Origin of the sequence: Flavobacterium phragmitis (genome assembly GCF_900112575.1) — a bacterium.
In the GTDB taxonomy this organism is placed as follows: domain Bacteria; phylum Bacteroidota; class Bacteroidia; order Flavobacteriales; family Flavobacteriaceae; genus Flavobacterium; species Flavobacterium phragmitis.
The window spans coordinates 181439-207471 of the sequence record NZ_FOMH01000006.1; the positions used below are offsets into that span (position 1 = coordinate 181439).

Genomic DNA, 26033 nt, shown 5'->3' on the forward strand with positions numbered 1-26033 from the left:
GGTTCTGAGTTTTTTATTCTATATTTTTTAGGTTATTAAACCTGTAATCTTTTTAATATTTTGGGCGTGTCCCTCCGGGTCGGGCTATCCGTTACAAGTCCTCGCTCTTCCTTCGTCAGGCTGTGGGATTTTCTCTTCTATCCCTCACGCAAACTCGGTTTCATAAGACGTTTATGTTTACCGAGTTCCTATTTTATTCTTTATTCTTCCAATAATCTGTCCAACTGATTTTGAAGTGTTTTTTTATCTGGCAAATACAGTTGATATTTACTCAATAACACTTTGTTTGTAATACTATCAGTGGCATATTCAACCAAAATATGATTTTTATGTGCACCTAAAACAATCCCAATTGGTTCATTATCTCCCTCAGTTGCTTCTTCCTTTTTGAAATAATTCAGATACAAATTCATTTGACCAATATCCTGATGATCAATTTCGCCTCTTTTTAAGTCTACCAAAACAAAACATTTCAATATTCGATGATAAAAAAGCAAATCGAGATAAAAATGTCGACCACCAATACTCATTCGGTATTGTCTGCCAATAAAGGCAAATCCTTTTCCCATTTCCATAATGAACTGTTGTAAATTAGAAATAATTTTTTCTTCCAGTTCATTTTCTAAATATTGATATTGTTCAGGAATATTTAAAAAATCCAATACAAATGGATCTTTAATCAAATCTTCGGCATTTTCTACAATATGTCCTTCTTTAGCCAATCTCAAAACGCCTTCTTTGTCCTTGCTTAAAGCTAATCTTTCAAACAATGAACTCTTCATTTGACGTTTTAATTCTCTTACGCTCCAACGCTCATGCTGACATTGTTTAGCATAAAAACCCAATTCTAAATCATTATTTGATTTTAATATCTCTGTATAATGACTCCAAGTTAATTGTCCAGACAGTGTCTGGATATTTTGAAACTTGATATAAAATTGACGTATCTGAAAAAGATTCGAACGACCAAAACCTTTACCATACTTTTGTGTCAAATCATTAGAAAGCGTATCCAGTAATTGACTTCCGTATTCAGCTTTTTGATTTCCTTTTTGCTCAAACTCTACAATATGTTGACCAACATACCAATAAGTCTGCACTAAAATTGTATTGACAGATTGCGCAGCCTGTTGCCTTCCTTGTTGCAACAAACTACCAATTTTATCTATAAGTTCATTATAAGGTTGTTTCTCTAAACTCATAATTGTCTTTTACAATTTCAACGGAATAATTTCCTTTACTACAAAATGTATTGTTCTTTCGAAATTTTTTCTTCATCCTAATCTGCAAGGTTTTCAAAACCTTGGAGGTTTCTGATTTTATACCTCAACAAAATTATACCTACAAGGTTTTGAAAACCTTGCAGGAAACGGAAATGTTACCCAATAACCGGCGCAACCCTCGGTTTATAATCCTTCGCAACCTCAGCCATTAATCGGATGTGGTCTGGAGTTGTCCCGCAACAACCTCCAATAATATTGATTAAATTGTCTTCTAAATATTCTTTAATGAATGCTTGTGTCTGTTCTGGCGTTTCATCGTATTGTCCGAAAGCGTTTGGTAATCCAGCGTTTGGATGCGCCGAAACATTAAAGCTTGTATTGTGCGCTAATGTTTTTAAATACGGTTTCAGCAAATCGGCTCCAAGAGCGCAATTGAATCCTACACTTAATAACGGAATATGCGAAACGGAAATCAAAAACGCTTCAACTGTCTGCCCAGAAAGCGTTCTTCCTGAAGCATCTGTAATCGTTCCTGAAACCATGATTGGAATATCAAGATTACGTTCTTCTTTTACTTCTTCGATTGCAAAAAGCGCTGCTTTTGCGTTTAAAGTATCGAAAATCGTTTCTACTAAAAGCAAATCACAGCCACCGTCCATTAAAGCTTCTGCTTGTTGTTTGTACGCGATTCGTAAATCGTCAAACGTTACGGCTCTGTAACCTGGATCGTTTACGTCTGGTGACATACTTGCTGTACGGTTTGTCGGGCCAATTGAACCGGCTACGAAACGAGGTTTCTCTGGATTTTTAGCGGTAAACTCATCGGCAACCTCGCGTGCGAGTTTTGCCGATTCGTAGTTTAACTCGTAAACCAAATCTTCCATGTGATAATCGGCCATACCGATTGTCGTTCCAGAGAAGGTATTGGTTTCTACGATGTCAGCACCAGCTTCAAAATAAGCGGCATGTACATCGCGGATTGCTTGTGGTTGTGTTAGGGATAGTAAATCGTTGTTTCCTTTTAACGGATGCGGGAAATCTTTGAAACGCTCTCCTCTGAAATCTTCTTCTGAGAAATTATAGCGTTGCAACATTGTTCCCATTGCTCCGTCAAGGATTAGGATATTTTTTTTTATTGCTTCTTGAATTGTTATTGCCATGTTGTTTTGCCGCAAAGACGCTAAGACGCCAAGCTTTTTTTATTTTTAATTTTGAAGGTTCTATTTAAACCCGACAGGTTTTAAAAACCTGTCGGGTTTAACCTTCGATATTTTTTTTACTTTGATTCCAAAAGTGCACTATTGCTGGCTCTTTAGCCCCGTTGGAAGCAAATATCCTTTTATTCTGGGGTTCAGAATAAAAGATATTTGTGTACAGCGGGAACTATTGACTGCAAAAATGCGCCAATGATTCGCTCCTTCTACTGAATTGCTTCGGTAAATATTGTATGTTGTCTGGAAAAGTTTTGAGAAATACTGTATGTATTTGTGTTATCTATCTTTAATACTGGAAAATGTCGTATAAAGTAGAATTTAGCACCTTCTTTATGGTAAAGGGTTGCTAAGGTTTCATCGGGTCTATCCCTCCGCCTTTCGTGATAACGAACAATAATTTTAAGAACAGTGCAAAGGTATGAAATAGGGTTTCGATTTGCAAATGTTTTTTCTTCAAGCTTCTAAGGTTCTAAGTTGCTAAGATTCTAAGTTTTAAAATTAGCTCCTTTTTTCGAACATAGCCCGCGGTTTCAAAGGCGGGAACGTATTGTGATTATACGTTGCGTCTATTCGTTGTGTTCCAGTGGTTGAAACCACTGGCTATGTTTTTTATGTGTTTTGTGTTTATAAAAAAATGTTTCAGATTTACATTGTGTTTTTGCCTGTGTCTTTTAGCTCTGGAGGAGCATAATATTTATAGAAAAACAACAAACACAACACAAGAGCTCCAGCGGAGCGACATATATTTCGCTCCGCTGGAGCTCTTTGTCAAACGACATCAATTTTATTCTATAAATATGTCATCCCTCTGGGATTAATAAAAAAAGCTCAAACTTTTGCAAGTTTGAGCTTTATATATAGAATCTTAGTATCTCAGAGTCTTAGCAACTTAGACTATCGCCTTCACAACCGCTTTAGGAGCTTCTTTACGAGTTCCATCAAAACCATCTACTCCAGAAACTGTTGTATATTTCAATACGTATTTTTTACCTGGGTTGATGATTGAATATGCAGCTTGGCACATTAAAGTTGCTTCGTGGAATCCGCAAAGGATTAACTTTAATTTTCCTGGATATGTGTTTACGTCTCCAATAGCGAAGATTCCTGGAATATTAGTTTGGTAATCTAATGCATTGTTTACTTTAATAGCATTTTTCTCGATTTCTAATCCCCAGTCGCCGATTGGACCTAATTTTGGTGTTAATCCGAAAAGTGGAATAAAATAATCGCATTCGATTTTACGGTGTGCTCCGTTTTCTTCGATATCCAAAGATTCTACGTGCTCTGCTCCGTTGATTCCGATAACTTCAGCTGGCGTGATTAATTTGATTTTTCCTGCTGATTTTAATTCCTGTACTTTTTCTACAGAATCTAAAGCTCCTCTGAATTCGTTTCTTCTGTGAATTAAAGTCACTTCTGAAGCTACGTTTGCTAAGAAAATTGACCAGTCTAACGCTGAATCTCCTCCCCCTGCAATAACAACTCTTTTATCTCTGAATTTTTCAGGATTTTTGATGAAGTATTTTACTCCTTTATCTTCATAAAACTCGATATCTTCGATAAGTGGTTTACGAGGCTCGAAACTTCCTAATCCTCCAGCGATTGCGATAACTGGCGCGTGGAATTTAGTTCCTTTGTTTGATGTTACAATGAAAGTCCCGTCTTCTTGCTTTTCAACTGTTTCAGCACGTTCTCCTAAAGTAAATCCCGGCTCAAATTGTTTGATTTGCTCCATTAATCCGTCAACTAAATCTCCGGCTAATACTTCTGGGAACCCAGGAATATCATAAATTGGTTTTTTTGGATATAACTCTGATAGTTGTCCTCCTGGTTGTGGAAGCGCATCTAAAATGTGGCATTTTAACTTTAGCAATCCTGCCTCGAATACGGCAAATAAACCTGTTGGCCCTGCTCCAATTATAAGTATATCTGTTTTAATCATTATGTTGTTGTTTATAATCATTCTTAATAACGCAAAGAAACGAATAAATCCTTGTACTTTCAATGATTTTTATCATTAATTTCTTTCCGAAACCTTTTTACTCTTTATTTTTTAATGAAGAGGTAATCTCATTCATTCGTTTAACCTTTTCTTCAAAATTGCCTTTTAAGGTTTTTCGATATTCATTCAGGTTTTCTACCATTTGATTGATATCTTCCGGAATTACTTCTTCGAAAAACTCACGCAATCTCTTTGCTGTTGTTGGCGATTTTCCGTTTGTTGAAATGGCAATTTTTACATTTCCTTTTGTTACGATTCCGCCCAAATAATAATCACATAAATCTGGCGTATCAGCTATATTGCAAATCAGATAACGCTTTCTTGCTAAATCGTAAACCTTTTTATTTACTTTCAAATCGTCTGTACAGGCAATTACCATGTGACGTTTTTTAAGCATTTTCTTTTTAAACTTTTTTTCCGTCAATTTAATTGAAGGATGTTTTTCTGCTAAAACCTTAATTTCTAAATGAAAATCCGGTGCAACTACCTCAACATTAGCATTCGGACTTGACTTTAGCAAGAAAGAAAGCTTTTCCAGCCCTACATTTCCTCCGCCTACAATCAAAACATTTAAATTGTGAAGCTTTAGAAATATTGGATATAATTCGTTTTGTTCCATGTTACCAATATGTTGTTCCTAACGGAACAATTAATAATGCAAACTTCGGGTTAAAACCTGACGCTGCAAAATCGGTGTCAATCATATGTTCCTAACGGAACATTATTATTGTGAAAACATTTATTTTTTTCTACCGATGAAATGTTCCTAACGGAACATATAAATTCTAACGAATTTCTTCTTTTGATAGAAATTCTTCGTAAAATCCTTTTAATTTGTTGCTTTCGCGAACAACTTCGCCTAAAATAATAATAGCTGGTGAACCTAATTCTTTCTCTCTTACAACTTCTAAAATCGAATCTACTGTTCCAACGCCTACTTTTTCTTCGGAAGTTGTTCCGTTTTGGATAATCGCAACGGGTAAATTTCCTTTATCTTCTTTTTGAAACAAATCGATTATTTGTGGCAATTTGTGCATTCCCATCAAAATCACAACAGTTGCAGAAGATTGCGCTGCTAAAGCTACATCTGAAGACAATTTTCTATCAGAAGTTGTTCCAGTAATCGCCCAAAAGCTTTCTGAAACTCCTCTTTTTGTTATTGAAATTCCCTGACTTGCAGGAACCGCAACTACTGATGAAATTCCTGGAACTACGATGGTTTCTATTCCGAAACTTTCCGCAAAATCAACTTCCTCACCGCCTCTTCCGAAAATAAATGGATCTCCTCCTTTTAATCGAACTACATTTCCATAAGTCAAAGCATTATCGACAATCAATTGATTGATCTGATCCTGCGTGTAGGCATGATTTCCGATTCTTTTTCCAACAAAAATTCTAATCGCATTTTTTGGCGCGTAATCCAGAATTTCTTCGTTGGCCAAAGCGTCGTATAAAACCACATTTGCTTCAGCCAATGCTTTTACAGCTTTGAGCGTCAGTAAATCGGGATCGCCCGGACCTGCACCGACTAAAGTTATTTTGGGTTTTATATTATGCATTTGCTAATTCCTGTGCTCTGAAAGTTTCGATTTTGTCAAAGAAAACTACTGCCTGAGCAATGTAATCTTTAGCGAAAGCTTCAGATGGTTCATTTTGATTGATTTGGTAAACCAAGTCTTTAAAAGTTGAGTTCAATTCAATTTTACTAGTTTCGATGAAAACAGTATCAAACAAATCAACGATTCCTGCGTGGTGATTTGTTTTTTGGTTTTCTGCCAATAACAATGCTTTTGCACCGTTTACAAATCCTGCATAAGCATGATAAATTGCATCTGACCATTTTTTCTCGTCGAAAGATTCCTGAGCCAAGATTAATTTCTCTTTAGCTTCAAACAATAATGTCGCTACTAAATCGATCACCACTCCGGCACATTCTCCAACTCCAACTGCTTTTACGTAATTGTCTGCGTTACCCCAATCCACAAAATCAGCTTCTGTTAAATTGGTTACATCTGCATAAGGTTTTAAGATTTCATAGAAATATTTTTCTCCTTTTGTATCATAATAATCAAGGAATTTTTGTCCGCTTCCGTTAGCATCAAAATCATTTAAGATCGTACGCAACGCATCAGGACCTCTACGGCTCGGTACTTTGATTACTTTATCAGCAAAACGTCCTGCTCCGTTTCCTAATCTTCCGCCACCCAACAAAACTTGTAAAGCCGGAGCTACTAGTTTTCCTGAGTTGATAGACATTCCCTGGAATCCAATTGCAGACATATTATGTTGTCCGCAAGCATTCATACAGCCTGAAATTTTAATTTCAATTTCGCGGTTGTTTAAATACTGAGGATATTCTGTTTTTAAAACTCTTTCTAATTCTTCTGCAATACCGGTACTACTTGCAATCCCCAAGTTGCAAGTATCAGTACCCGGACATGCCGTAATATCTCCAACTGAATTATATCCTAATTGAACAAAGTCAAGTTTGGCTAATTCTTGATAAAAGAAAGGAAGATTCTCTTCTTTTATGTGACGTATTACAATATTTTGACGCAATGAAAAACGTAATTCATTTGCTCCGTAATTCTTAATTAAATCGGCTAATAATCTTGCTTTATCGGTATAAAAATCTCCTAATAAAACTTTGATTCCAATTGCATAATAACCATCTTGTTTTTGTTTGATTACATTCGATTTTTTCCACGCTTCATACGCTTCTGTATCTTCGATTGTAACTTGCGGAACTTCTAAAACTGGTTCTGGAATTGGTCCGTCAAAAGCAGTTGTATCAATTTCATATGTTTCAAAAGCGATGGCTTTTTTCTCTTTTTCAACTAAATCAAGGAAAGCATCTTTCCCCATTTCTTTGATTAAGAATTTCATACGCGCTTTCATTCTTTTTGCACGTTCTCCGTATCTGTCGAAAATACGAATGATTCCTTCTGCTGTCGGAATGATTTCGTTTACCGGAACAAATTCCGAAAGTAATTCAGCATGTGCTGGCTGAGATCCTAAACCTCCACCAAACATGATTTTGAAACCTTTTTGTCCGTCTTTAATTTTTGGAATAAATCCTAAATCGTGTAAATAACTCAAAGCCGTATCTTCGTCTGAAGAAGAGAACGAAATTTTGAATTTACGTCCCATTTCCTGACAGATTGGGTTTCTTAACAAATATTGAAAAAGTCCGTGTGCATAAGGCGAAACATCAAATGGTTCGTTTACGTCAACTCCAGCCAATTCGCTTCCTGTGATATTTCTGACTGTGTTTCCGCAAGCTTCACGAAGTGTAATATCGTCTTTAGCCAAATCTGCCCAAAGTTCAGGAGTTCTGTCTAAACTTACGTAGTGAATCTGAATATCCTGACGCGTTGTAATGTGCAAACGCCCTGTAGAATATTCATCAGATACTTCAGTAATTCTTCTTAACTGCTCGCTGGTTACTTTTCCATAAGGCAATTTGATACGAATCATCTGAACGCCTTCCTGACGCTGACCGTAGATTCCGCGCGCTAAACGAAGACTACGAAAACGCTCATCATCAATTTTTCCTCCACGGAATAAATGAATCTTTTTTTCTAATTCGATAATCTCCTTCTGAACTACCGGATTTTCTATTTCTGTTCTAAAACTTTCCATTTCTCTTTAGTTGTTGGTTGTCAGTTGTTGGTTGTTGGTTTGCTGGCAGATAACTATCAACCAAAAACCATCAACTATCAACTAGCGAATGAATCCTACTCCTGCTGTTGTGTTTGTTGCTGTATCAATTAAGATGAAAGCTCCGTTTGATTTGTTTTCGTTGTACGGATCAAAATATAACGGTTTGCTTAATTTGATGCGCACTTCTCCGATTTCGTTGATGGCTAATTGCGAAGCTTCTGTCGTTCCTGAGTAATCTGTAGCAATTGTATTTTTAATGCTTTCTACTTTTGCTAAAACTCTGTTTGTATTATGTTGTACCAAGTATTTTGTTCCAGGAACGAGTTTTTTGCTGTCCATCCAGCAAACTGTTGTGGTAATATCTTTTTCAATTTTTGGAAGCTCGCTTGATTTTACAATCATATCACCTCTTGTAACATTGATATCATTTTCTAATTCGATTGTGATTGAAGAACCTGCTGTAGCTTCGTCAAATGTTTTGTCGAAAAAGTGAATTTTAGTAACTGTTGATTCTGTTAAAGAAGGAAGAACTGTAACAGCATCTCCAACTTTAATCGAGTTTCCGTATAATTTTCCTGCATAACCTCTAAAATCGTGGTATTCTTCTGTTTTTGGACGAATAACCGTCTGAACTGGGAAACGTGCTTTTCCTGCTTCGTAAACATCATGAGAATGCAATCCTTCTAAATGCTCTAAAACAGTTTGTCCGTTGTACCAAGGCATATTTTCTGATTTGTCCACAACGTTTCCACCATTGATTGCACTTAACGGAATGTAGCTTACGTTTTGTTCTTTGAATGTACTTTTTGCATTTAAAGCCTCAAAATCAGCTTTGATTTTATTGAAAACTTCTTCTGAATAATCAACCAAATCCATTTTGTTGATGGCAACAATTACTTCTTTTACTCTCAATAAATTATTGATAAAAAAGTGACGGTATGTTTGCTCAATTACACCTTTTCTCGCATCGATCAAAATAATAGAAACCTGAGAAGTCGAAGCTCCTGTAACCATGTTTCTCGTATATTCTACGTGACCCGGAGTATCGGCAATAATGTAACTTTTCTTTGCTGTCGAAAAATAAATATGCGCAACGTCAATCGTGATTCCTTGCTCTCTTTCTGCTACTAATCCGTCAGTAGCCAAAGAAAAATCAAGATAATCGTATCCTTTTTGTTTACTGCTTTTTTCGATTGCTTCTATTTTATCAGTCGTCAATGATTTTGTATCGTACAATAATCTCCCGATCAAAGTACTTTTTCCGTCATCTACACTTCCTGCTGTTGCTATTTTTAAAACGTCCATTCTAATTTATGTTGTTGCTTGTTGGTTTATGGTTGTTGGTTTTTCTAAACATCAACTAAAACCATCAAAATATTTAATCTGTTTTTTTGTCTTCTTGTTGTAATTATTGAAGTTTTCAGCTGTCAACTAAAAACTATCAACCAACAACTTAAAAGTATCCCTGTTGTTTTCTTTTCTCCATTGCAGCTTCAGAACGTTTGTCATCGATTCTGGCTCCTCTTTCAGAAATGGTTGATGATCTGATTTCTCCAACTACTTCTTCGATTGTTGCTGCGTAAGATTCAACAGCTGCTGTACAGCTCATATCTCCAACGGTTCTGAAGCGAACAATTCTTTCTTCGATTTGTTCGTCTTCTTCTTGGTACACAAAAGGAGAATGCGACCAGATTAAACCGTCTCTCAAAAAAACTTTTCTTTTATGTGAGAAATAGATTGACGGAATCTCGATTTTTTCTTTTTCGATATAACTCCAAACATCTAATTCTGTCCAGTTTGAAATTGGGAAAACACGAACGTTTTGACCATTTTCTATTTTTCCATTCAAAATATCAAACAACTCAGGTCTTTGATTTTTTTCGTCCCATTGTCCGAAATCATCACGAACAGAGAAAATACGTTCTTTAGCTCTTGCTTTTTCTTCATCACGACGTGCACCACCAATACAAGCATCAAACTTAAATTCTTCAATTGCATCTAAAAGTGTTGTTGTTTGTAAACTGTTTCTGCTTGAGTATTTTCCAGTTTCTTCAACTACTTTTCCTTCATCAATAGCATCCTGAACATTACGAACGATCAACTCTAAACCTAATTCTTCTACCAATTTATCTCTGAAAGCAATTGTTTCAGGGAAATTATGTCCTGTATCAACGTGTAATAGAGGAAACGGAATCTTAGCAGGGAAAAATGCTTTTTGCGCTAAACGCACTAATGTAATAGAATCTTTTCCTCCTGAGAAAAGTAACACCGGTTTGTCAAACTGTGAAATTACTTCTCTGAAAATGTATATCGCTTCACTCTCTAAAGCGTTTGTTTTTAATACTGAACTCATTGTTTTTTTGTTTGATATTTTGTTTGTGGAAAATTTTGTTTCAGGTTTCAAGTTTCAAGTTACCTGATCTAAAAATCTCCACTCTTTATTCTATTCTTATTATTCTCTCTTCAACGGATAAAAATCTATTGTTTCTATCCACATCTCCCCCGGATTAAAATCCGGCGCTACAATATGAATCGTTCCTTCGGAACTTTAAATCTATATTCTTTATTCTATAATCTATTTTCTTGGCTCTTGCTTCTTTATTCTTTCTTAGCGCTATGTAAACCACACTCTTTATGGCTTGATTCCCACCACCATCTTCCGGCTCTGATGTCTTCTCCTGGGAAAATTGCTCTCGTACAAGGCGCACATCCAATACTTACGAAACCTTGTTTGTGTAAAGCATTTTGAGGAACATTGTTTTCTGACAGATACGTTTCAACTTCTTCTAAAGTCCATTTTAATAACGGATTGAATTTGATGATTTCGAAGTTTCCGTCGTATTCAAATAAACTTAAATCTTGTCTGTTTTCTGATTGTTCGGCTCTTAATCCTGTAATCCAAACTGAATTTCCTGCCAAAGCTTTTCTCAACGGAACCACTTTTCGAATAAAACAGCATTCTTTTCTATTTTCAACTGAATCGTAAAAGCTGTTTGGCCCTTTAGTCTGAAGCAGATTTTCTACTGAAGCCGCTTCCGGAAAAAAGACTTCGATTGGTCTTTTGTATTTTTTTAATGTTTTATGAAAAACATCATACGTTTCCTGAAATAATCTTCCTGTATCTAAAGTAAACACCTTAATATCGGTGTTACTTTTTGCAATAAAATCAGTAATTACCTGATCTTCTTGTCCGAAAGAAGTCGAAAAAATTACTTTTCCCGGAAATTCTTTTGCTAAAAAAACTAAGGTTTCGTCAAGCGAAAAAGCTGCAGTTTTCTCTAATAATTCTTGTACAATACTCGCACTCATAATCTCTCCTTTCTAAAATTATCTTTTACAATAATTTAGATAATGTTTTTAAACTCAATATTATAATTAGAATCCCAACTGCAATCATCATTGGTTTTCTTTTGATTCTAGTCACTAAAAATGCCGCAATTGGCGCTGCGATAACTCCTCCAGCAATTAATCCGATAATAACCTGCCAGCCGTGAATTCCTCCAAAAAGCATGAATGTGATACCACTCGCAAATGAAATTGCAAACTCTGCAGCGTTAACAGAACCAATTGTATATTTCGGGTTTCTTCCTCTTCCTAATAATGTTGAAGTTACGATTGGCCCCCAGCCTCCGCCACCTACTGAATCCATAAAACCACCAAAAACAGCTAAAACGCCTAATTTTTTAGTTTTCTTTTTTTCAACATTTTTCTTCAACGCTTTTTTGATAATAATCGAAGCCAAAACAATCATATAAACTGCAATATAAGGCTTAATAACATCACCGTCAATTACATCAGACAATAAATAAGCTCCTGTTATAGAACCCAAAACTCCCGGAATCAATAAATGTTTTACCAGTTTTTTATTGATGTTTCCGAATCTATGATGAGAAAGTGCCGACGCTCCCGTTGTAAACATTTCTGAAACGTGAACTGCTGTACTGCTCACAACTGGTGGAACTCCATAGGCTAATAAAAACGATGTTGAAGTGGCCCCATATCCCATTCCTAAAGCACCATCTACTAATTGAGCAAAAACACCAATTAAGAAGAATGCTAAAAGATTGTGATCAAATCCTTGCACTAAACCATCCCAAGAAAACTCAGCGTGATGATTATAAATTAGTGTAGCCACTAAACCTAACAACAAAAGTACAGGTATCACAACCCATAAATTTTCCTTTGATAAAGCATTAGACTTTACCGCTGTGTTGTTTAACTTAAGTTCATTTTCCATGTTTTAAGAATTTGTTTTTGCTCTTAAAAATCCATTACCCTATCGGCTTAGTAGATTACTTTGCAAATGTACTACATATTTTGAAATATCAAAATAATATATTTACTTTTTTACAATAGCTATTCTACTCTAAACCAACATAAAAGATATTTAAAGAACGATTAGTAAATTAATTTAACAAATTATGCACTGCTCCTTAAAATCTTAACAGCACAGCTTAATTTTGTGATTTGTAAAAATACATATTTAATCTCTACCAAATCTATAGGATAATTGTAAAAATGTTATTATTTTAGCGCCAAATTTTTTTTATGGATTTTCAGATTGGTCTTGTCATTGCGGGTTTAGTAGTTGGGTTTATTGTTGGGTTAACTGGTGTAGGAGGCGGTTCTTTGATGACGCCAATTTTATTATACTTTAATATTCCGCCAACAACCGCAGTAGGAACCGATTTACTTTATGCCGCATTTACTAAAGCTGGAGGAATTTTTGTACACAATAAAAAAGGGAATATCAACTGGAAAATTACGGGTTGGCTGACTTTAGGAAGTGTTCCTGCCGCTTTGGTAACTTTATGGATACTTCACAGCATTAAAACAGATATTGAAACTATAAATCGTGTTATCAAACAAAGCTTAGGCTGGGCATTATTATTTACTTCTGTCGCTATTATCTTCAAACAGAAATTAATGAAGTTTTCACAGAAACATGCCGGCGATAAATTTCATAGTGAAAGCCACACTCAAAACATGCTTACTATCGGAATTGGGATTTTGTTAGGAGCAACCGTAACTTTAACCTCAATTGGCGCTGGAGCTTTAGGAACAGTAACCTTATTTTTCCTTTATCCTTTATTACCAACCCCAAAATTGGTTGGAACAGAAATTGCGCACGCAGTTCCTTTAACTTTAGTCGCCGGAATCGGTCATGCTTCTATGGGAAATTTAGATATAGGCTTATTAGGTCAATTATTAATGGGATCGCTTCCAGGAATCTACATGGGAAGTATGTTAAGCGGAAAAGTGCCAGATCAATTTCTTAGAAATGCTATTGCTGTAATGCTTTTTATGGCTGGATATAAATTGATATTTTAAAAAAACTAAACCATATAAGTTATATGAGTTCATTTAGACTTTGCGCTAAAGCTAAACTTGATTAAATGAACTTATATAACTTATATGGTTCAAAACTAAAAGGCAATATCTGCTAAAGAATTACTTTCTAATATTTTAAGCGTATTATCTCTAACCTCTGTCATTAAACGTCTAGCAGCACAAGTTGATTCATCATCGCAGTCATCACATCTTTCGTAGAAATTATGACTGGCGCAAGGCAATAATGCAATTGGCCCTTCCAGAATACGGTAGACTTTTGCCATGCTGATGTCTTTTGGATCTTTTATCAGATAATAACCTCCACCTTTTCCTTTTTTGGCTCCAAGAAAACCTGAGTTTCTCAACAACAGCAAAATACTTTCTAAAAACTTAATCGAAATATGTTCGCTTTTCGCAATTTCGGCAATCTGTACTGGTTCATTATTTTCGCGTCTGGCTAAATAAGTCAAAGCTTTGATTCCGTATTTTGTCTTTTTTGAAAGCATCTTTATGTTTTAGATCGCAGTTTTTCAACAGCTAATTGATTACCGCAAATTATTAAACAACAAAAATATGCTTTTTGTTTGAACTATCACAAAAGAATAAAGTTAAATTCTACTAATTCTATCAAATTACTTCTTTTTTACCAATTAAATCCAAGTTATAGAAAATCTCCATATCCTTTTCTAAATCTGCTTTTTCAACAACATATGTTTTTGAAATAGAATCATGCCAAAATCTTCCTGATTTTCCTAAAAATGAAAATAGATCAAAAGGAATCAAACGACATACAGTTCTTATACAAATAATTTTAAAATTGGGCTTTAAACCATTTTCATTAACAACAATACAACCCGTGATAATTTTGCCCATGGTACGGGCAAAAAGAGACTCAAAAATCAAATAGTAGATTACTGCAAAAGAAAGACAACTTCCTACAAAGCCAAGTTCATCAAGTGCCTTTTCCCAAATTCCATAAATACCAATTTGAAATACATTTCCAGCTAATAAAACAAAAAAAGTACAAACAAATATTAAAATGATAATGAAGAAAAAATCAATAATACAATTAAAAAATCGATCCCTATCAGATGCTAATAATTTTTTATGAAGCCGATAATCAGTATTACTCAAGTGTATTTTTATTTTTAAATATTAATATCCCCAAACTTCATCATTAACAAAAATAGTTTTTTTTATATAACCAATAATCATAAAAAAAGACGATTTTCAATAGTAAAACTTACTATCAAAAATCGTCTTTATATAGAAATTGAAAATTCTAAAATTAAGAAAGTGCTTGTTTTAAATCTGCAATTACATCTTCAACCGTTTCTAAACCAACAGAAACACGAACCAAACCTTGTGTGATTCCAACTGCTAATTGATCTTCTTCAGATAATTTACTGTGTGTTGTAGAAGCTGGATGCGTTACAATTGTTCTTGTATCTCCAATATTGGCTGATAATGAACAAAGTTTAATTGAGTTCAAGAATTTTCTTCCTGCTTCGATTCCTCCTTTAATTTCAAATGCAATAATGTTTCCACCTGCTTTCATCTGTTTTTTAGCAATTTCGTACTGCGGATGCGATTTCAAGAATGGATATTTTACGCTGTTTACATTTGGATGGCTTTCTAAAAATTCAGCCACTTTTAAAGCATTTTCGCAGTGTCTGTCTACACGAACTGCTAATGTTTCCAAACTTTTTGATAAAACCCAAGCATTAAATGGTGCTAAAGCCGGTCCTGTATTTCTAGAGAACAAATAAATTTGTCTGATTAATTCAGCATCTCCAACCGTTACTCCACCTAAAACACGACCTTGTCCGTCGATTAATTTTGTTGCTGAGTGAATTACTAAATGTGCTCCAAATTTAATTGGTTGTTGCAGATATGGCGTTGCAAAACAGTTGTCGATTATTAAAATCAAATTGTGTTTTTTAGCAATATTTCCCAACAATTCTAAATCGATAACATCTACTCCCGGATTTGTAGGTGATTCGGCGTATAATATTTTGGTGTTTGGTTTGATAAAACTCTCGATTGTTTCTGGCTTGTTAATTTCGAAATACGAAGTTTCAATATTCCATTTCGGGAAATAAGTCATAAACAAAGCATGAGTAGAACCAAAAACACTGCTTGCAGAAACAATATGATCTCCAGAGTTTAATAACGCTGCGAAAGTAGAATATACTGCTGCCATTCCGGTTGCAAAAGCATAACCCGAATCTGCTCCTTCCATTTTGCAGATCTTGTCTACAAACTCTGAAGTATTTGGATTACTGAAACGACTGTAAATATTTCTTTCTTTTTCTTCTGTAAATGAAGCGCGCATATCTTCGGCATCTTCAAATACAAAACTTGACGATAGGTATAATGGCACCGAATGCTCTAAATACTGTGATCTTTCTAATTGTGTTCTAATGGCTTGTGTTTCAAAACCAAATTCTTCTGTACTCATTGTTTGTGTTGTTTAACACGAATTGCACTGATTTGCACTAATTCGTTTTTCATTTTTAATTTCACAAAAATTCACAAAGTAAAACGCAGAGTTTTACTAAGGATTGAATGTGAATTTTCATTGTTACAAATTCAAAAATTATCCAATTTTCAAATTAACTAATTATCTAATTTTATAAAGCTTCGTTGTTCAAGACAACTTTGTAGCTAATGGTTGCTGTTGGTTCAACTGTCTTGGCAACGGAACAATATTTTTCGAAAGAAAGTTGTGCCGCTTTTTTTGCTTTTTCAGGATTGATTTCTCCTTCTAAATAGAAAACCACATCGATTTCTTTAAAAGGTTTTGCTTCTTCGATCTGAACACGCGTTCCTTCAACCTCAGCGTTGAAAGAAGTAATTTCCTGACGCTGTTTTTTCAAAATAGAAATCATATCAATAGCACTGCATCCTGCAACCCCCATTAACACCAATTCCATTGGACTTGCACCTAAATCGCTTCCACCAAATTCGGCTCTGCTGTCAACGTCAACTATGTGGCCACGTTCATTTTTTACTTTGAAATGAAATGCGTCATTTACTCTGTTTAAAGTTACTTTCATTGTGTTGTTTTTTTTGTTTTTTTAATTCTACGCAATCTTGTCATTTCGAGCAACGAGAAATCACACTCGTAGCTCGACAAAGATTGCTGACATTCGTTGCGGAATTTCTAGTGTGATTTCTCGTTCCTCGAAATGACAAACTGAACTTATTATCCTTTATCAGACAATCTCAAAATATCGCCAAAAACTCCTCTTGCTGTTACCGCAGAACCTGCACCAGCTCCCTGAATAACGATTGGACGATCTCCGTACGATTCTGTGTAAATTTCGAAGAAAGAATCAGAACCTTTTAATCCGCCTAAAGCTGTATCTTTTGGAACTGAAACTAATTTTACTTCTAGATTTCCTTTGTCATTCTGCAAATCTCCAGACAATTCACCAATATATCTTAAAACGTGATTTGGCTGTTGTTCTGCTTTTATTTTAGCATAAATTGGGTCGAATTCTTTTAATTTCGTCAAGAAATCGGCAGCACTTCCTTCACGTAGGTGTTCCGGAATTAAATTCTGAATTGAGATCTCTTCAAACTCATTTTGCAAATCCAATTCTCTTGCCAAGATCAATAATTTTCTTCCCACATCATTTCCGCACAAATCCTCACGCGGATCTGGTTCTGTATATCCGTTATCAATTGCTTCTTGCAAGATCTCACTAAATGGAGCTTCTTTTGCAGAGAAATTATTGAATAAATAACTTAATGTTCCAGAGAAAACTCCTTTAATTTTTGTGATGTTTTCTCCTGAAAGGTGCAATAATTTAATCGTATCAATTAACGGTAAACCTGCACCAACATTGGTTTCATACAAATAATTCTTTTGATTTTCAGCCAAAGCTTTTCTCAATTCTTTGTAAAAACCATAGCTTAATGTATTGGCCACTTTATTAGAAGAAATCAAATCGAAACTGCTTTCTACTAACGGAATATAATTCTCAACGAAAGTTGCACTTGCTGTATTGTCAATTGCAATTAAGTTTTCTAAATGATGTTCATTCGCGTAAGCAATAATATCTTTTATGGTATAACCTTCGCCTTTAGTTTCAATTTCGCTTTTCCAATTACCGTTAACCCCGTATTTGTTTAAAAGCAGTTTTTTAGAATTCGCTATAGCGAAAACATTCAGCTTAATGTCTTTACGTTTTTCAATTGCAGCAGCCGATTCTAAAATCTGATTGATTAAAGTACCGCCCACTAATCCGTGACCAAAAATCGCAATATTGATTTTCTTTGAAACTCCAAAAATCTCTCCGTGAATTACGTTCAGCGCTTTGTTTAATTCCTCTTTCTTAACAACCAAACTCACGTTTTTACCCGTTACGGTATTGTTGAATAAAATCGGAACAATTTTATTTTTGATTAAAGCGGTATAAGGCTTATGGAAAGTACTTAAATCCTGTCCGATAATCGAAATTACAGATACATTGTCTGTTACTGTAATCTGATTTACATCTTTAGAATAAAAGTCATTTTCGAATTCTTTTTCTAATTCTACAACTGCGGTTGTTGCTTTATCAGTTGCCACAACCAATCCGATTCCTCTTTCTGATGAACCTTGCGAAATAATACTCACACTGATATTATGATCTCCCATTACTTTAAAAATTCGGGCATCGACTCCAGCTTTTCCAAGTAATCCGCGTCCTTCAAGATTTACAAGCGATACATTTTCTAAAACAGAAAGTGTTTTAATTCCTTCTTTTGCAGTATCTGATGTAATTAAAGTTCCTCTATTTTCATGGTTGAACGTATTTAAAATACGAAGCGGAATATTTTTTTCCAATAATGGAATTATCGTTTTTGCATGCAAAATCGTTGCTCCAAAATTAGCCAGCTCATTTGCTTCGTTGAAAGATAAATACTCAATTTTCTTAGCATCGGCTACTAAATCAGGGTTTGCAGTATAGATTCCGTCAACATGTGTGAAGTTTTGTAATTCTTCAGCATTTAAATAATTTGCGATTAACGAAGCGGTATAGTTACTGCCATTTCTACCTAAAGTAGTTGTGTCGTTGTTGTTGTTGGAACCAATGAAGCCTGTAACTATATTAACCGTTTCGCCGTTATGTTCTTTAAAATAATTAACTACGTTTTTCTTAGAAAGTTGTTCTAATGGCTGTGCATCGCCAAATTTAGAATCTGTTTTCAGCAATTCTCTAGAATCTACAAAATTGGCAGGAATTCCTTTTTCCAATAAAATTGCTGTCAACAACTTAGCCGAAAGCAATTCGCCTTTAGATAAAATCTGATCTTTGATTTTTTTGCTGTAATCGCCAATTAAACTTACTCCTTCAAAAAGTTTATCTAAAACATTAAATTCCTCAGACAAATCAACTTGAGGGTAATCTGATATTTGATATTTTTTGAAGTTTTCTAATAATTCTTTGTAACTGCCGTTTTTAGCAGCAATGCTTAAGATAAATTCCAATTCGTCAGTAGCATTTCCGCGTGCAGAAACTACAACGGCAATTTTTTCACCTTGATTTACTTTATCAGAAATGATTGAAACAACTTTGTTAAGTCCTTCTCCGTTTGCTAACGATTTACCTCCAAATTTTAATACTTTCATTTTATTTCTTTATTGTTTCTGCCTTAAAAATGTCGGCAAGTAAATGATCTAATTGTTTGTACTCGATTAAAAAAGCGTCATGTCCGTGAACCGAAACAATTTCGCTGTAGAAAACATTGTCTTTAAATTTCTTTAATTCTTCGTAGGTTTCGACATTTTCTTTGGCCGTAAAAAATAAGTCGGAATTGATTCCTACGATATGAATCGAAGCTTTTGTTTGAGACAACAAGTTTTCAAAACTTTCACTATTTCTGGTAATATCAATTGTTTTAAGCAACTGATTCATTAATTTATAAGAAGACAACTGAAATCTTTGTTGCAGTTTTTTTCCATGATGTGCCAGCCAGCTTTCAATATTAAAAATCAGCAGCTCCTGATTGATGGTTCTTTGGAATTTCTCTTTGAACGATTCTGGCGAACGATAACAAAGCATAGCGTGGATTCTGGCATCTTCGATTGGTTTTGAAGAATTATTCAGGATTTGCTCTTGCAGAAAACAATTGGCAATAAGCCAGTCTGTCGATTTCCAGTCACTCGCAATTGGAATAAGGTTTTCTGTAATGTTGGGCTCTAAAGCTAAAATTTCCCAGGCAATTCCACCTCCAACTGAACCGCCGATAATAGCAAAAAGCTTTTCAATATTTAAAGCTTTCACACCTTCAATAAAAATTCTGGCAATGTCTCTTGCTGTGAAATCAAGATAATTTTCGATTAAAAAAGAATTTATTCCGTTTCCTGGAACATCAAAAGCCAGAATAGTATAAACAGCAGTATCTATTGTTTTACCATCACCAATTAAATCATTCCACCAGCCGTTTTCGCCCGTAACCTTAGAATTTCCTGTTAAGGCGTGATTAACCAAAACGATTGGCGCACTATGCAGGGGTTGGCCTGCCAATGTAAAATGTAAAGGTAAAGCATGATAAGATGCACCACTTTCTGTGATGAATTCCTGAATTATAATAGGGTTTGGTATATTTTCCAATTTCAAATCTGTTGTATTATCTGATTTGTATATGGAAATATTAGAAAGAAAAAACTAGAGTAAACTAGAAAAAAATCTTGTTGTTATCTTTCCACGTTTGGCGTGGTAGAATGTAGCACCTTCTTCGTCTTACCGAAGGGTTGCTAAGGATTCATCGGGTCTAATCCCTCGTCCTTTCTTTATAACATTTCAATACGTGTTTGAACTTAACGGTGCAAATTAACTACTATTTTCTTTAACAAACAAATTTTATCTAAAAGTGTTTGTTAAATTTCTGAGACTTACTTTAGCAAAAACTATTATACGCAAAAATTTACCGAACATAAATGCCCAGTAAAATTAAGCAGGTTTCAACCTAGTTTATGTCGCTTTTCTGTTTAGATGAAAAGCGTTTCATTTTCTTTTGAATACATCAAAAACAATAAAGAATTGGGTGCTTTTTTTTCAGCACTTTTATCCGTTTCGTTCATTCCGAATCTTGGATGAGCCAATTCGTTTGTTGGCGGCGGATTGTTTCTTCTTGTCCTTTTTTCTTTCAAGTCAGAAATCTTTTTTGCTAAGTAGTTCAATGTGCTCATGATATTAAGTTTTAAGTTAAGTTGCGTTTTATAATCTTTATTAATTTTTTATTTTTCTGTTAAGCCCCTTGATGAAATAAAAAAACCCTTTTGGATTTCTAGATACCAAAAGGGTTTAAGTTTTTTAAACTCATTTATACTTTTAGTACCAACAGACGGGTGCGCAAATAAGCGCGACAGTAAACATCTTGTTCATCTGTAAGGATTTATTCATCTGTGATTTATATTGTTTATTTAAATTCTGCATTTTTCTATAATTAAAAAGCCTCCCAATATTCTTTGGGAGGCTTTTACTAATATATTGTGTTTTTACAATTATTTAAGCAATAGGCGACCCAGCCTCGGTTATAACCGAAATGGCACAAAACATTTTGTTGACTTTTAAGTTCATTTGATTTCTAGTAGTTTTTGGGTACAACAAATATGCAACTAATATTTTTATTACACAAATAAAATTCAGGAATTTAATTACAAAAAACGTTAAAAAACCACTGTTTTGTGTTAAAAAAAATTGCAAAAAACAGCAAATTCCATAAAACAAAGTAAAAAACTTACAAAAATTACAAATTTTAACTTTCTAAACTTCCTTAACGCATCAGTTTATCAAAGAACAATTAATTGACTTTCAGTATATTTTTTTCAAATTATTACAACCATACAGCTTCTTTATTTCTAATTTTTTCGGTCACTTTTAGAATATCGGCTATTATTCCTCTTGAAATTGCTTGTTTACAGGCCGGAGCACTCTGAATCACAATTGGAACATCGGCATAGGATTGTGTAAAAATTTCAAAAATGGTATCGGATCCTTTCAATTTTCCAATTGGAGAATCAGCAGGTTCCGAAATGAGTTTGACTTCCAGTTTGTTTTTCTCCACATCAAATTCACCAATGTATCGCAATACATGATTGTCTGCCTGCGTAATCTTAGTGGCTTTAAAAGATTTATCGATGGCATCTTTATTCAGTACCCCATTTTTTTCCAGGTGCTCATCTGTAATAAAAGGCTTTATCTGAATATCTGAAAATTCAAAATCTTTTCCTATTTCTCTGGCCAATATCAAAAGTTTTCTTGCCGTGTCATTTCCGGATAAATCTTCTTTAAAATTTGACTTCATCAATCCTAAAAGACTGGCATCTTTTAGAACTGAAGAAAACGAAACATCTTCTGCTGAAAATCTATTGAAGACATAACTTAAATTATCTGAGAAAACACCTCGAATCTTGGTGATTTTTTCGCCAGAATAATACAAATCTCTCAAAGTTTGTAAAACTGGAATTCCCGTATCAACCGAAGTTTCATACAGAAATTCTTTGTCATACTTTTTGAGATTGGATCTTAGTTCTTTGTACAGATCTATAGGAAGCGTATTGGCTTTTTTGTTTACAGCCACAATATTAAATCCGTTTTGGATAAGCGTATTATAGTGTTTCACCAATTCATCACTGGCTGTTGCATCTACAGCAATCAGGTTTTCGAATTCATTTTCTTTCGCAAATTCTACGATATCTTCTACTTTAAAAGGAACCGCCAATTGTCTGAAATTAGTTTCCCAGGCATAACCTAAGCCTTCTTTTTCAAAAAAAGCAACCGTTGAATTGGTTATAATTGGAAAATGAAAATCAACATTTTTACTTTCAAGAAAAAACTCCTGACTTTCGATAATCTGATTAATCAAAGTACTTCCGATATTCCCAATTCCAAAAAGGATGATGTTTATTTTAAGCTTTGACATAACTTCTATTTTTTAATTTTTAACCCGATTGAGACGCACTGCGGTGCGTCTCTACCACGGTTTAATTTATAATGATGTTTTTCACAAAAAATTACCTTTAGCGAAACCACTCACTAAAGGCAATCTTTCAAACAAAAAACAAAAAAACCTAGTTTTTATTGATGCTGTATTGTGAAAGCGAAACACTTTCAAAAACAGCCTGCAGATCAGCAATTAAATCCTCTATATCTTCAATTCCCACAGACAGACGAACCAAATCTTTTGAAACTCCTGTTTCAATTTGTTCTTCATCTGTTAATTGCTGGTGCGTAGTACTTGCCGGATGAATAATCAGCGATTTAGTATCACCAATATTAGCCAGCAGAGAAAATAATTTAGTTTCATCTACCACTTTTTTAGCAGCATCAAAACCTCCTTTTAATCCAAAAGTGATAATACCGCTTTGTCCTTCCGGCAAATATTCTTTAGCTAAATCATAGTATTTATTTGATTTCAGTCCTGGATAATTTACCCAAACGACCTCATCTTGTTTCTCTAACCATTCAGCCAAAGCCAAAGCATTTTCGCTGTGTTTCTTGATTCGAATTGGAAGCGTTTCTAATCCCTGAATAATCTGAAAAGCATTAAACGGACTCAAAGCGGCACCAAAATCACGCAACCCTTCAATTCGAACTTTTGCAATAAAAGCCGCATTTCCTAAAGCTTCGTGATATACTAATCCATGGTAACCTGCAGATGGTTCTGTAAATTCAGGGAATTTTCCGTTAGCCCAGTCAAAATTTCCAGCATCAACAATAACACCTCCTAATGAAGTTCCGTTTCCAGCGATATATTTAGTTAAGGAGTGAATTACAATATCGGCACCGTATTTAATTGGGTTTAATAAATAAGGTGTCGCAACTGTATTATCTACTATAAATGGCACTTTGAATGCTTTGGCTTGCGCCGAAATTCCTTTAAGATCCAGAACATCTAATTTTGGATTTCCAAGAGATTCCACAAAAAAAGCTCTTGTATTTTCTTTCGCTGCCTTAGTAAAGTTTTCCGGTTTTGACGGGTCTACAAAGGTTGTTGTAATTCCTAATCTTGGAAGTGTAACTTTTAGTAAATTATATGTTCCGCCATATAAGCTGTTCGAGGCTACGATATGATCTCCAGCTTTTAGCAAAGTCAATAAAGTAGTTGAAATTGCCGACGCTCCAGAAGCAGTTACTACAGCTCCGATTCCTCCTTCAAGCGCTGCAAGGCGCTGTTCCAACACATCATTTGTCGGGTTATTTAATCTTGTGTAGATAAATCCAGCTTCGGCAAGTCCGAATAAATTGGCTGCATGATCTGCATTATTAAATACGTATGATGATGTTTGGTAAATTGGCACTGCTCTTGTTCCTGCATTTTTAGTAACATCGTGTCCTGCATGTAATGCGTTTGTTGCAAATTTTTGTGTACTCATGATTTCTTAGTTTTTTAGGTATTGTTAATACGTTTATATATTGTAATTAATATTGATTCTTGAAATTGTTATTGATCCGCTTCTTCTTCAAGGTCATACAAATGAAACAGTAATGATTTTTGAGTTTTAATACGCTGTTCCGGATTGTATTTTACGGTTTCTGCTGATTCTTCAGCATTATTATTTAAAGAATTATTTCTTAATAAGTATTGAAATGCAATTGTATTGATATCTAATGTATTCATGGTTTAAAATTTTAAGAGATTGAAATAAAAAAAGCCCTTTCGGATGGCTTACCAAAAGGGCTTATAGTTGAAACTATAACAAAGATTCGATCTTTCACTTTTGGCAACAGCAACTTTGGATACACATTGGCATCTTACAACACATCATCATTTTATTTACTGTTGAATTTTTCATTTCTTATTCTTTTACTTTTTTCTTTTCATAAAAAAACCTCTGCTGTTAGGCAGAGGTTCTTATTGTATTTTGTAGACTTAATTACTAAACAATAGAGTTACTCTGCGGATTGTTCCGACATCATACAACACATATTTTTAGCAGTTAAATTCATTTTCTTATTGTTTTACAGCGCAAATTTGAGAACTTTTTTTTAAACCACCAAACAAAAACAGAATTATTTTCCATTACCCTATCAAAATACTATGCTATTGTTAAATTTCTGCTATAAAAAATAAAAAAAGTTGAACTTTAATTTGCAAATCAAAATGGTTTCATACCTTTGCACCCGAAACAGAGGAAAAATTTGAACTGATTGCAACCTCTTCGTAATGAAATGATTTCGTTATGAATGCTGAAAGAATTCCTTTCGGTAGTAAAAAATGCTAAAGCAGAAACTCTCCTTTAGCCCTTTTTAGCAATCATTTCCTCGCTTAAATTTAAAATTAATACATTTTTATTACATTATTATGGCTTATTTATTTACGTCAGAATCTGTTAGTGAAGGGCATCCAGACAAAGTTGCAGATCAAATTTCGGATGCTTTAATCGATAACTTTTTGGCATTTGACGCTGACTCAAAAGTAGCTTGTGAAACTTTAGTTACAACAGGGCAGGTAATTTTAGCAGGTGAAGTAAAATCAAATACTTATCTAGATGTACAGCATATTGCACGTGAGGTAATCCGTAAAATTGGATATACTAAAAGTGAATATATGTTTGAAGCGAATTCTTGTGGAATTCTTTCAGCTATTCACGAGCAATCTGCAGACATTAACCAAGGTGTTGACAGAGCTAAGCCAGAAGAGCAAGGTGCTGGTGACCAAGGAATGATGTTTGGTTACGCAACAAACGAAACTGAAAACTACATGCCATTGGCATTAGATTTATCTCATAAATTATTACAAGAGTTAGCAATTTTAAGACGTGAAAACACAGCAATCACTTATTTACGTCCAGATGCTAAATCTCAGGTAACTTTAGAATACAGCGACGATAACAAACCAACTCGTATCGATGCGATTGTTATCTCTACTCAACATGATGATTTTGATACTGAAGCTGAAATGTTAGCTAAAATCAAAAAAGACGTGATTGAAATTTTGATTCCAAGAATTATCGCTAAAAACCCAGAGCACGCACATTTATTCAACGATAAAATCAACTATCATATTAACCCAACAGGAAAATTCGTAATTGGAGGACCTCACGGAGATACTGGTTTGACAGGAAGAAAAATCATCGTGGATACTTACGGTGGAAAAGGTGCTCACGGTGGCGGTGCTTTCTCTGGAAAAGATCCAAGTAAAGTAGACAGAAGTGCTGCTTATGCAACTCGTCATATCGCTAAAAACTTAGTTGCTGCTGGTGTTGCTGACGAAATCTTAGTTCAGGTTTCTTACGCAATTGGAGTTGCTGAGCCAATGGGTATTTTCATTGAAACTTACGGAACTTCTAAAGTAAACTTAACTAACGGTGAAATCGCTAAAAAAGTAGAAGCTATCTTCGATATGCGTCCTTACTTTATCGAGCAACGTTTAAAATTAAGAAACCCAATTTACAGCGAAACTGCTGCTTACGGACACATGGGACGCAAACCAGAAACGGTTACTAAAACTTTCCACGCTCCTGGCGGACAAGAAAAAACGGTTACTGTTGAATTGTTTACATGGGAAAAACTTGATTTTGTTGACCAAGTAAAAACTGCTTTCGGATTATAATTTAATCGGAAACATTTATATATAAGAAAGGCTGTCTACAATTTT

The 26033-nt window shown here is 34.6% G+C and carries 22 protein-coding genes and 2 riboswitches; of the genes, 2 read left to right on the plus strand and 20 right to left on the minus strand.

The window, feature by feature from the left end:
• Positions 1-200: 200 nt before the first annotated feature.
• From BM289_RS12300 to BM289_RS12345, 10 genes are all read right to left on the minus strand, one after another.
• A complete protein-coding gene (locus BM289_RS12300; protein ID WP_091493799.1) occupies positions 201-1202 on the minus strand; it encodes a PDDEXK nuclease domain-containing protein in 1002 nt (333 codons plus the stop codon).
• A gap of 176 nt (positions 1203-1378) precedes the next feature.
• Positions 1379-2383 carry a homocysteine S-methyltransferase family protein gene (locus tag BM289_RS12305; protein WP_091493802.1) on the minus strand — a complete coding sequence of 335 codons (1005 nt, stop codon included), beginning with the start codon at positions 2381-2383 and terminating at the stop codon, positions 1379-1381.
• A gap of 327 nt (positions 2384-2710) precedes the next feature.
• Positions 2711-2827, minus strand: a riboswitch (SAM riboswitch).
• 499 nt (positions 2828-3326) lie between these two features.
• The gene (locus tag BM289_RS12310) at positions 3327-4379 is read right to left on the minus strand and encodes an NAD(P)/FAD-dependent oxidoreductase (RefSeq protein ID WP_073412897.1); all 1053 of its coding nucleotides are present in this window, start codon (positions 4377-4379) and stop codon (positions 3327-3329) included.
• 97 nt (positions 4380-4476) lie between these two features.
• Positions 4477-5058, minus strand: coding sequence for a precorrin-2 dehydrogenase/sirohydrochlorin ferrochelatase family protein (locus BM289_RS12315; RefSeq protein WP_091493804.1), 582 nt, complete (start codon positions 5056-5058; stop codon positions 4477-4479).
• A 166-nt stretch (positions 5059-5224) separates the two neighbouring features.
• The gene (gene cobA / locus BM289_RS12320) at positions 5225-5998 is read right to left on the minus strand and encodes a uroporphyrinogen-III C-methyltransferase (RefSeq protein ID WP_091493807.1); all 774 of its coding nucleotides are present in this window, start codon (positions 5996-5998) and stop codon (positions 5225-5227) included.
• On the minus strand, positions 5991-8081 hold the full coding sequence (locus tag BM289_RS12325; protein ID WP_091493810.1) for a HEPN domain-containing protein: 2091 nt from the start codon (positions 8079-8081) through the stop codon (positions 5991-5993). The genes cobA and BM289_RS12325 overlap by 8 nt, the downstream gene beginning before the upstream one ends.
• 81 nt (positions 8082-8162) lie before the next feature.
• Complete coding sequence (locus tag BM289_RS12330; protein ID WP_091493812.1) at positions 8163-9407, minus strand: sulfate adenylyltransferase subunit 1; 1245 nt, start codon at positions 9405-9407, stop codon at positions 8163-8165.
• Between the two features lie 148 nt (positions 9408-9555).
• Positions 9556-10473 (minus strand): sulfate adenylyltransferase subunit CysD, encoded by a 918-nt coding sequence (gene cysD / locus BM289_RS12335; protein ID WP_262489180.1) that lies wholly within the window; start codon positions 10471-10473, stop codon positions 9556-9558.
• 227 nt (positions 10474-10700) lie between these two features.
• Positions 10701-11411, minus strand: a complete 711-nt coding sequence (locus BM289_RS12340; RefSeq protein ID WP_091493815.1) for a phosphoadenylyl-sulfate reductase — start codon at positions 11409-11411, stop codon at positions 10701-10703.
• A gap of 25 nt (positions 11412-11436) precedes the next feature.
• Positions 11437-12339, minus strand: coding sequence for a sulfite exporter TauE/SafE family protein (locus BM289_RS12345; RefSeq protein ID WP_091493818.1), 903 nt, complete (start codon positions 12337-12339; stop codon positions 11437-11439).
• 311 nt (positions 12340-12650) lie between these two features.
• Between BM289_RS12345 and BM289_RS12350 the strand changes: the two genes are divergently transcribed.
• Positions 12651-13433: a sulfite exporter TauE/SafE family protein gene (locus BM289_RS12350; RefSeq protein WP_091493820.1), complete on the plus strand. Its 783-nt coding sequence runs from the start codon at positions 12651-12653 to the stop codon at positions 13431-13433.
• Between the two features lie 95 nt (positions 13434-13528).
• Here BM289_RS12350 and BM289_RS12355 read toward each other — a convergent pair whose 3' ends face one another.
• The 10 genes from BM289_RS12355 to BM289_RS25430 all read right to left on the minus strand — a co-directional run bounded on the left by BM289_RS12355 (position 13529) and on the right by BM289_RS25430 (position 24053).
• The gene (locus BM289_RS12355) at positions 13529-13939 is read right to left on the minus strand and encodes an RrF2 family transcriptional regulator (RefSeq protein ID WP_008466594.1); all 411 of its coding nucleotides are present in this window, start codon (positions 13937-13939) and stop codon (positions 13529-13531) included.
• A gap of 121 nt (positions 13940-14060) precedes the next feature.
• Positions 14061-14567: an RDD family protein gene (locus BM289_RS12360; RefSeq protein WP_091493823.1), complete on the minus strand. Its 507-nt coding sequence runs from the start codon at positions 14565-14567 to the stop codon at positions 14061-14063.
• A 154-nt stretch (positions 14568-14721) separates the two neighbouring features.
• Positions 14722-15894: a trans-sulfuration enzyme family protein gene (locus BM289_RS12365; RefSeq protein WP_091493825.1), complete on the minus strand. Its 1173-nt coding sequence runs from the start codon at positions 15892-15894 to the stop codon at positions 14722-14724.
• A 172-nt stretch (positions 15895-16066) separates the two neighbouring features.
• Entirely contained in the window at positions 16067-16492 is a 426-nt protein-coding gene (locus tag BM289_RS12370) for an OsmC family protein (RefSeq protein WP_091493828.1), read from the minus strand.
• A 149-nt stretch (positions 16493-16641) separates the two neighbouring features.
• The gene (gene thrA, locus BM289_RS12375) at positions 16642-19056 is read right to left on the minus strand and encodes a bifunctional aspartate kinase/homoserine dehydrogenase I (RefSeq protein WP_091493830.1); all 2415 of its coding nucleotides are present in this window, start codon (positions 19054-19056) and stop codon (positions 16642-16644) included.
• Between the two features lies 1 nt (position 19057).
• The gene (locus tag BM289_RS12380) at positions 19058-20041 is read right to left on the minus strand and encodes an alpha/beta fold hydrolase (RefSeq protein WP_244165368.1); all 984 of its coding nucleotides are present in this window, start codon (positions 20039-20041) and stop codon (positions 19058-19060) included.
• An 80-nt stretch (positions 20042-20121) separates the two neighbouring features.
• Positions 20122-20229, minus strand: a riboswitch (SAM riboswitch).
• 189 nt (positions 20230-20418) lie between these two features.
• The gene (locus BM289_RS12385) at positions 20419-20619 is read right to left on the minus strand and encodes a hypothetical protein (protein WP_091493836.1); all 201 of its coding nucleotides are present in this window, start codon (positions 20617-20619) and stop codon (positions 20419-20421) included.
• A 647-nt stretch (positions 20620-21266) separates the two neighbouring features.
• Complete coding sequence (locus BM289_RS12395) at positions 21267-22355, minus strand: homoserine dehydrogenase family protein (protein WP_091493842.1); 1089 nt, start codon at positions 22353-22355, stop codon at positions 21267-21269.
• A gap of 148 nt (positions 22356-22503) precedes the next feature.
• Positions 22504-23808 (minus strand): O-acetylhomoserine aminocarboxypropyltransferase/cysteine synthase family protein, encoded by a 1305-nt coding sequence (locus BM289_RS12400; RefSeq protein ID WP_091493844.1) that lies wholly within the window; start codon positions 23806-23808, stop codon positions 22504-22506.
• A 68-nt stretch (positions 23809-23876) separates the two neighbouring features.
• Positions 23877-24053: a hypothetical protein gene (locus tag BM289_RS25430; RefSeq protein ID WP_167365419.1), complete on the minus strand. Its 177-nt coding sequence runs from the start codon at positions 24051-24053 to the stop codon at positions 23877-23879.
• 684 nt (positions 24054-24737) lie between these two features.
• Between BM289_RS25430 and metK the strand changes: the two genes are divergently transcribed.
• Positions 24738-25988 carry a methionine adenosyltransferase gene (gene metK / locus BM289_RS12405; protein ID WP_091493847.1) on the plus strand — a complete coding sequence of 417 codons (1251 nt, stop codon included), beginning with the start codon at positions 24738-24740 and terminating at the stop codon, positions 25986-25988.
• Positions 25989-26033 lie beyond the last annotated feature (45 nt).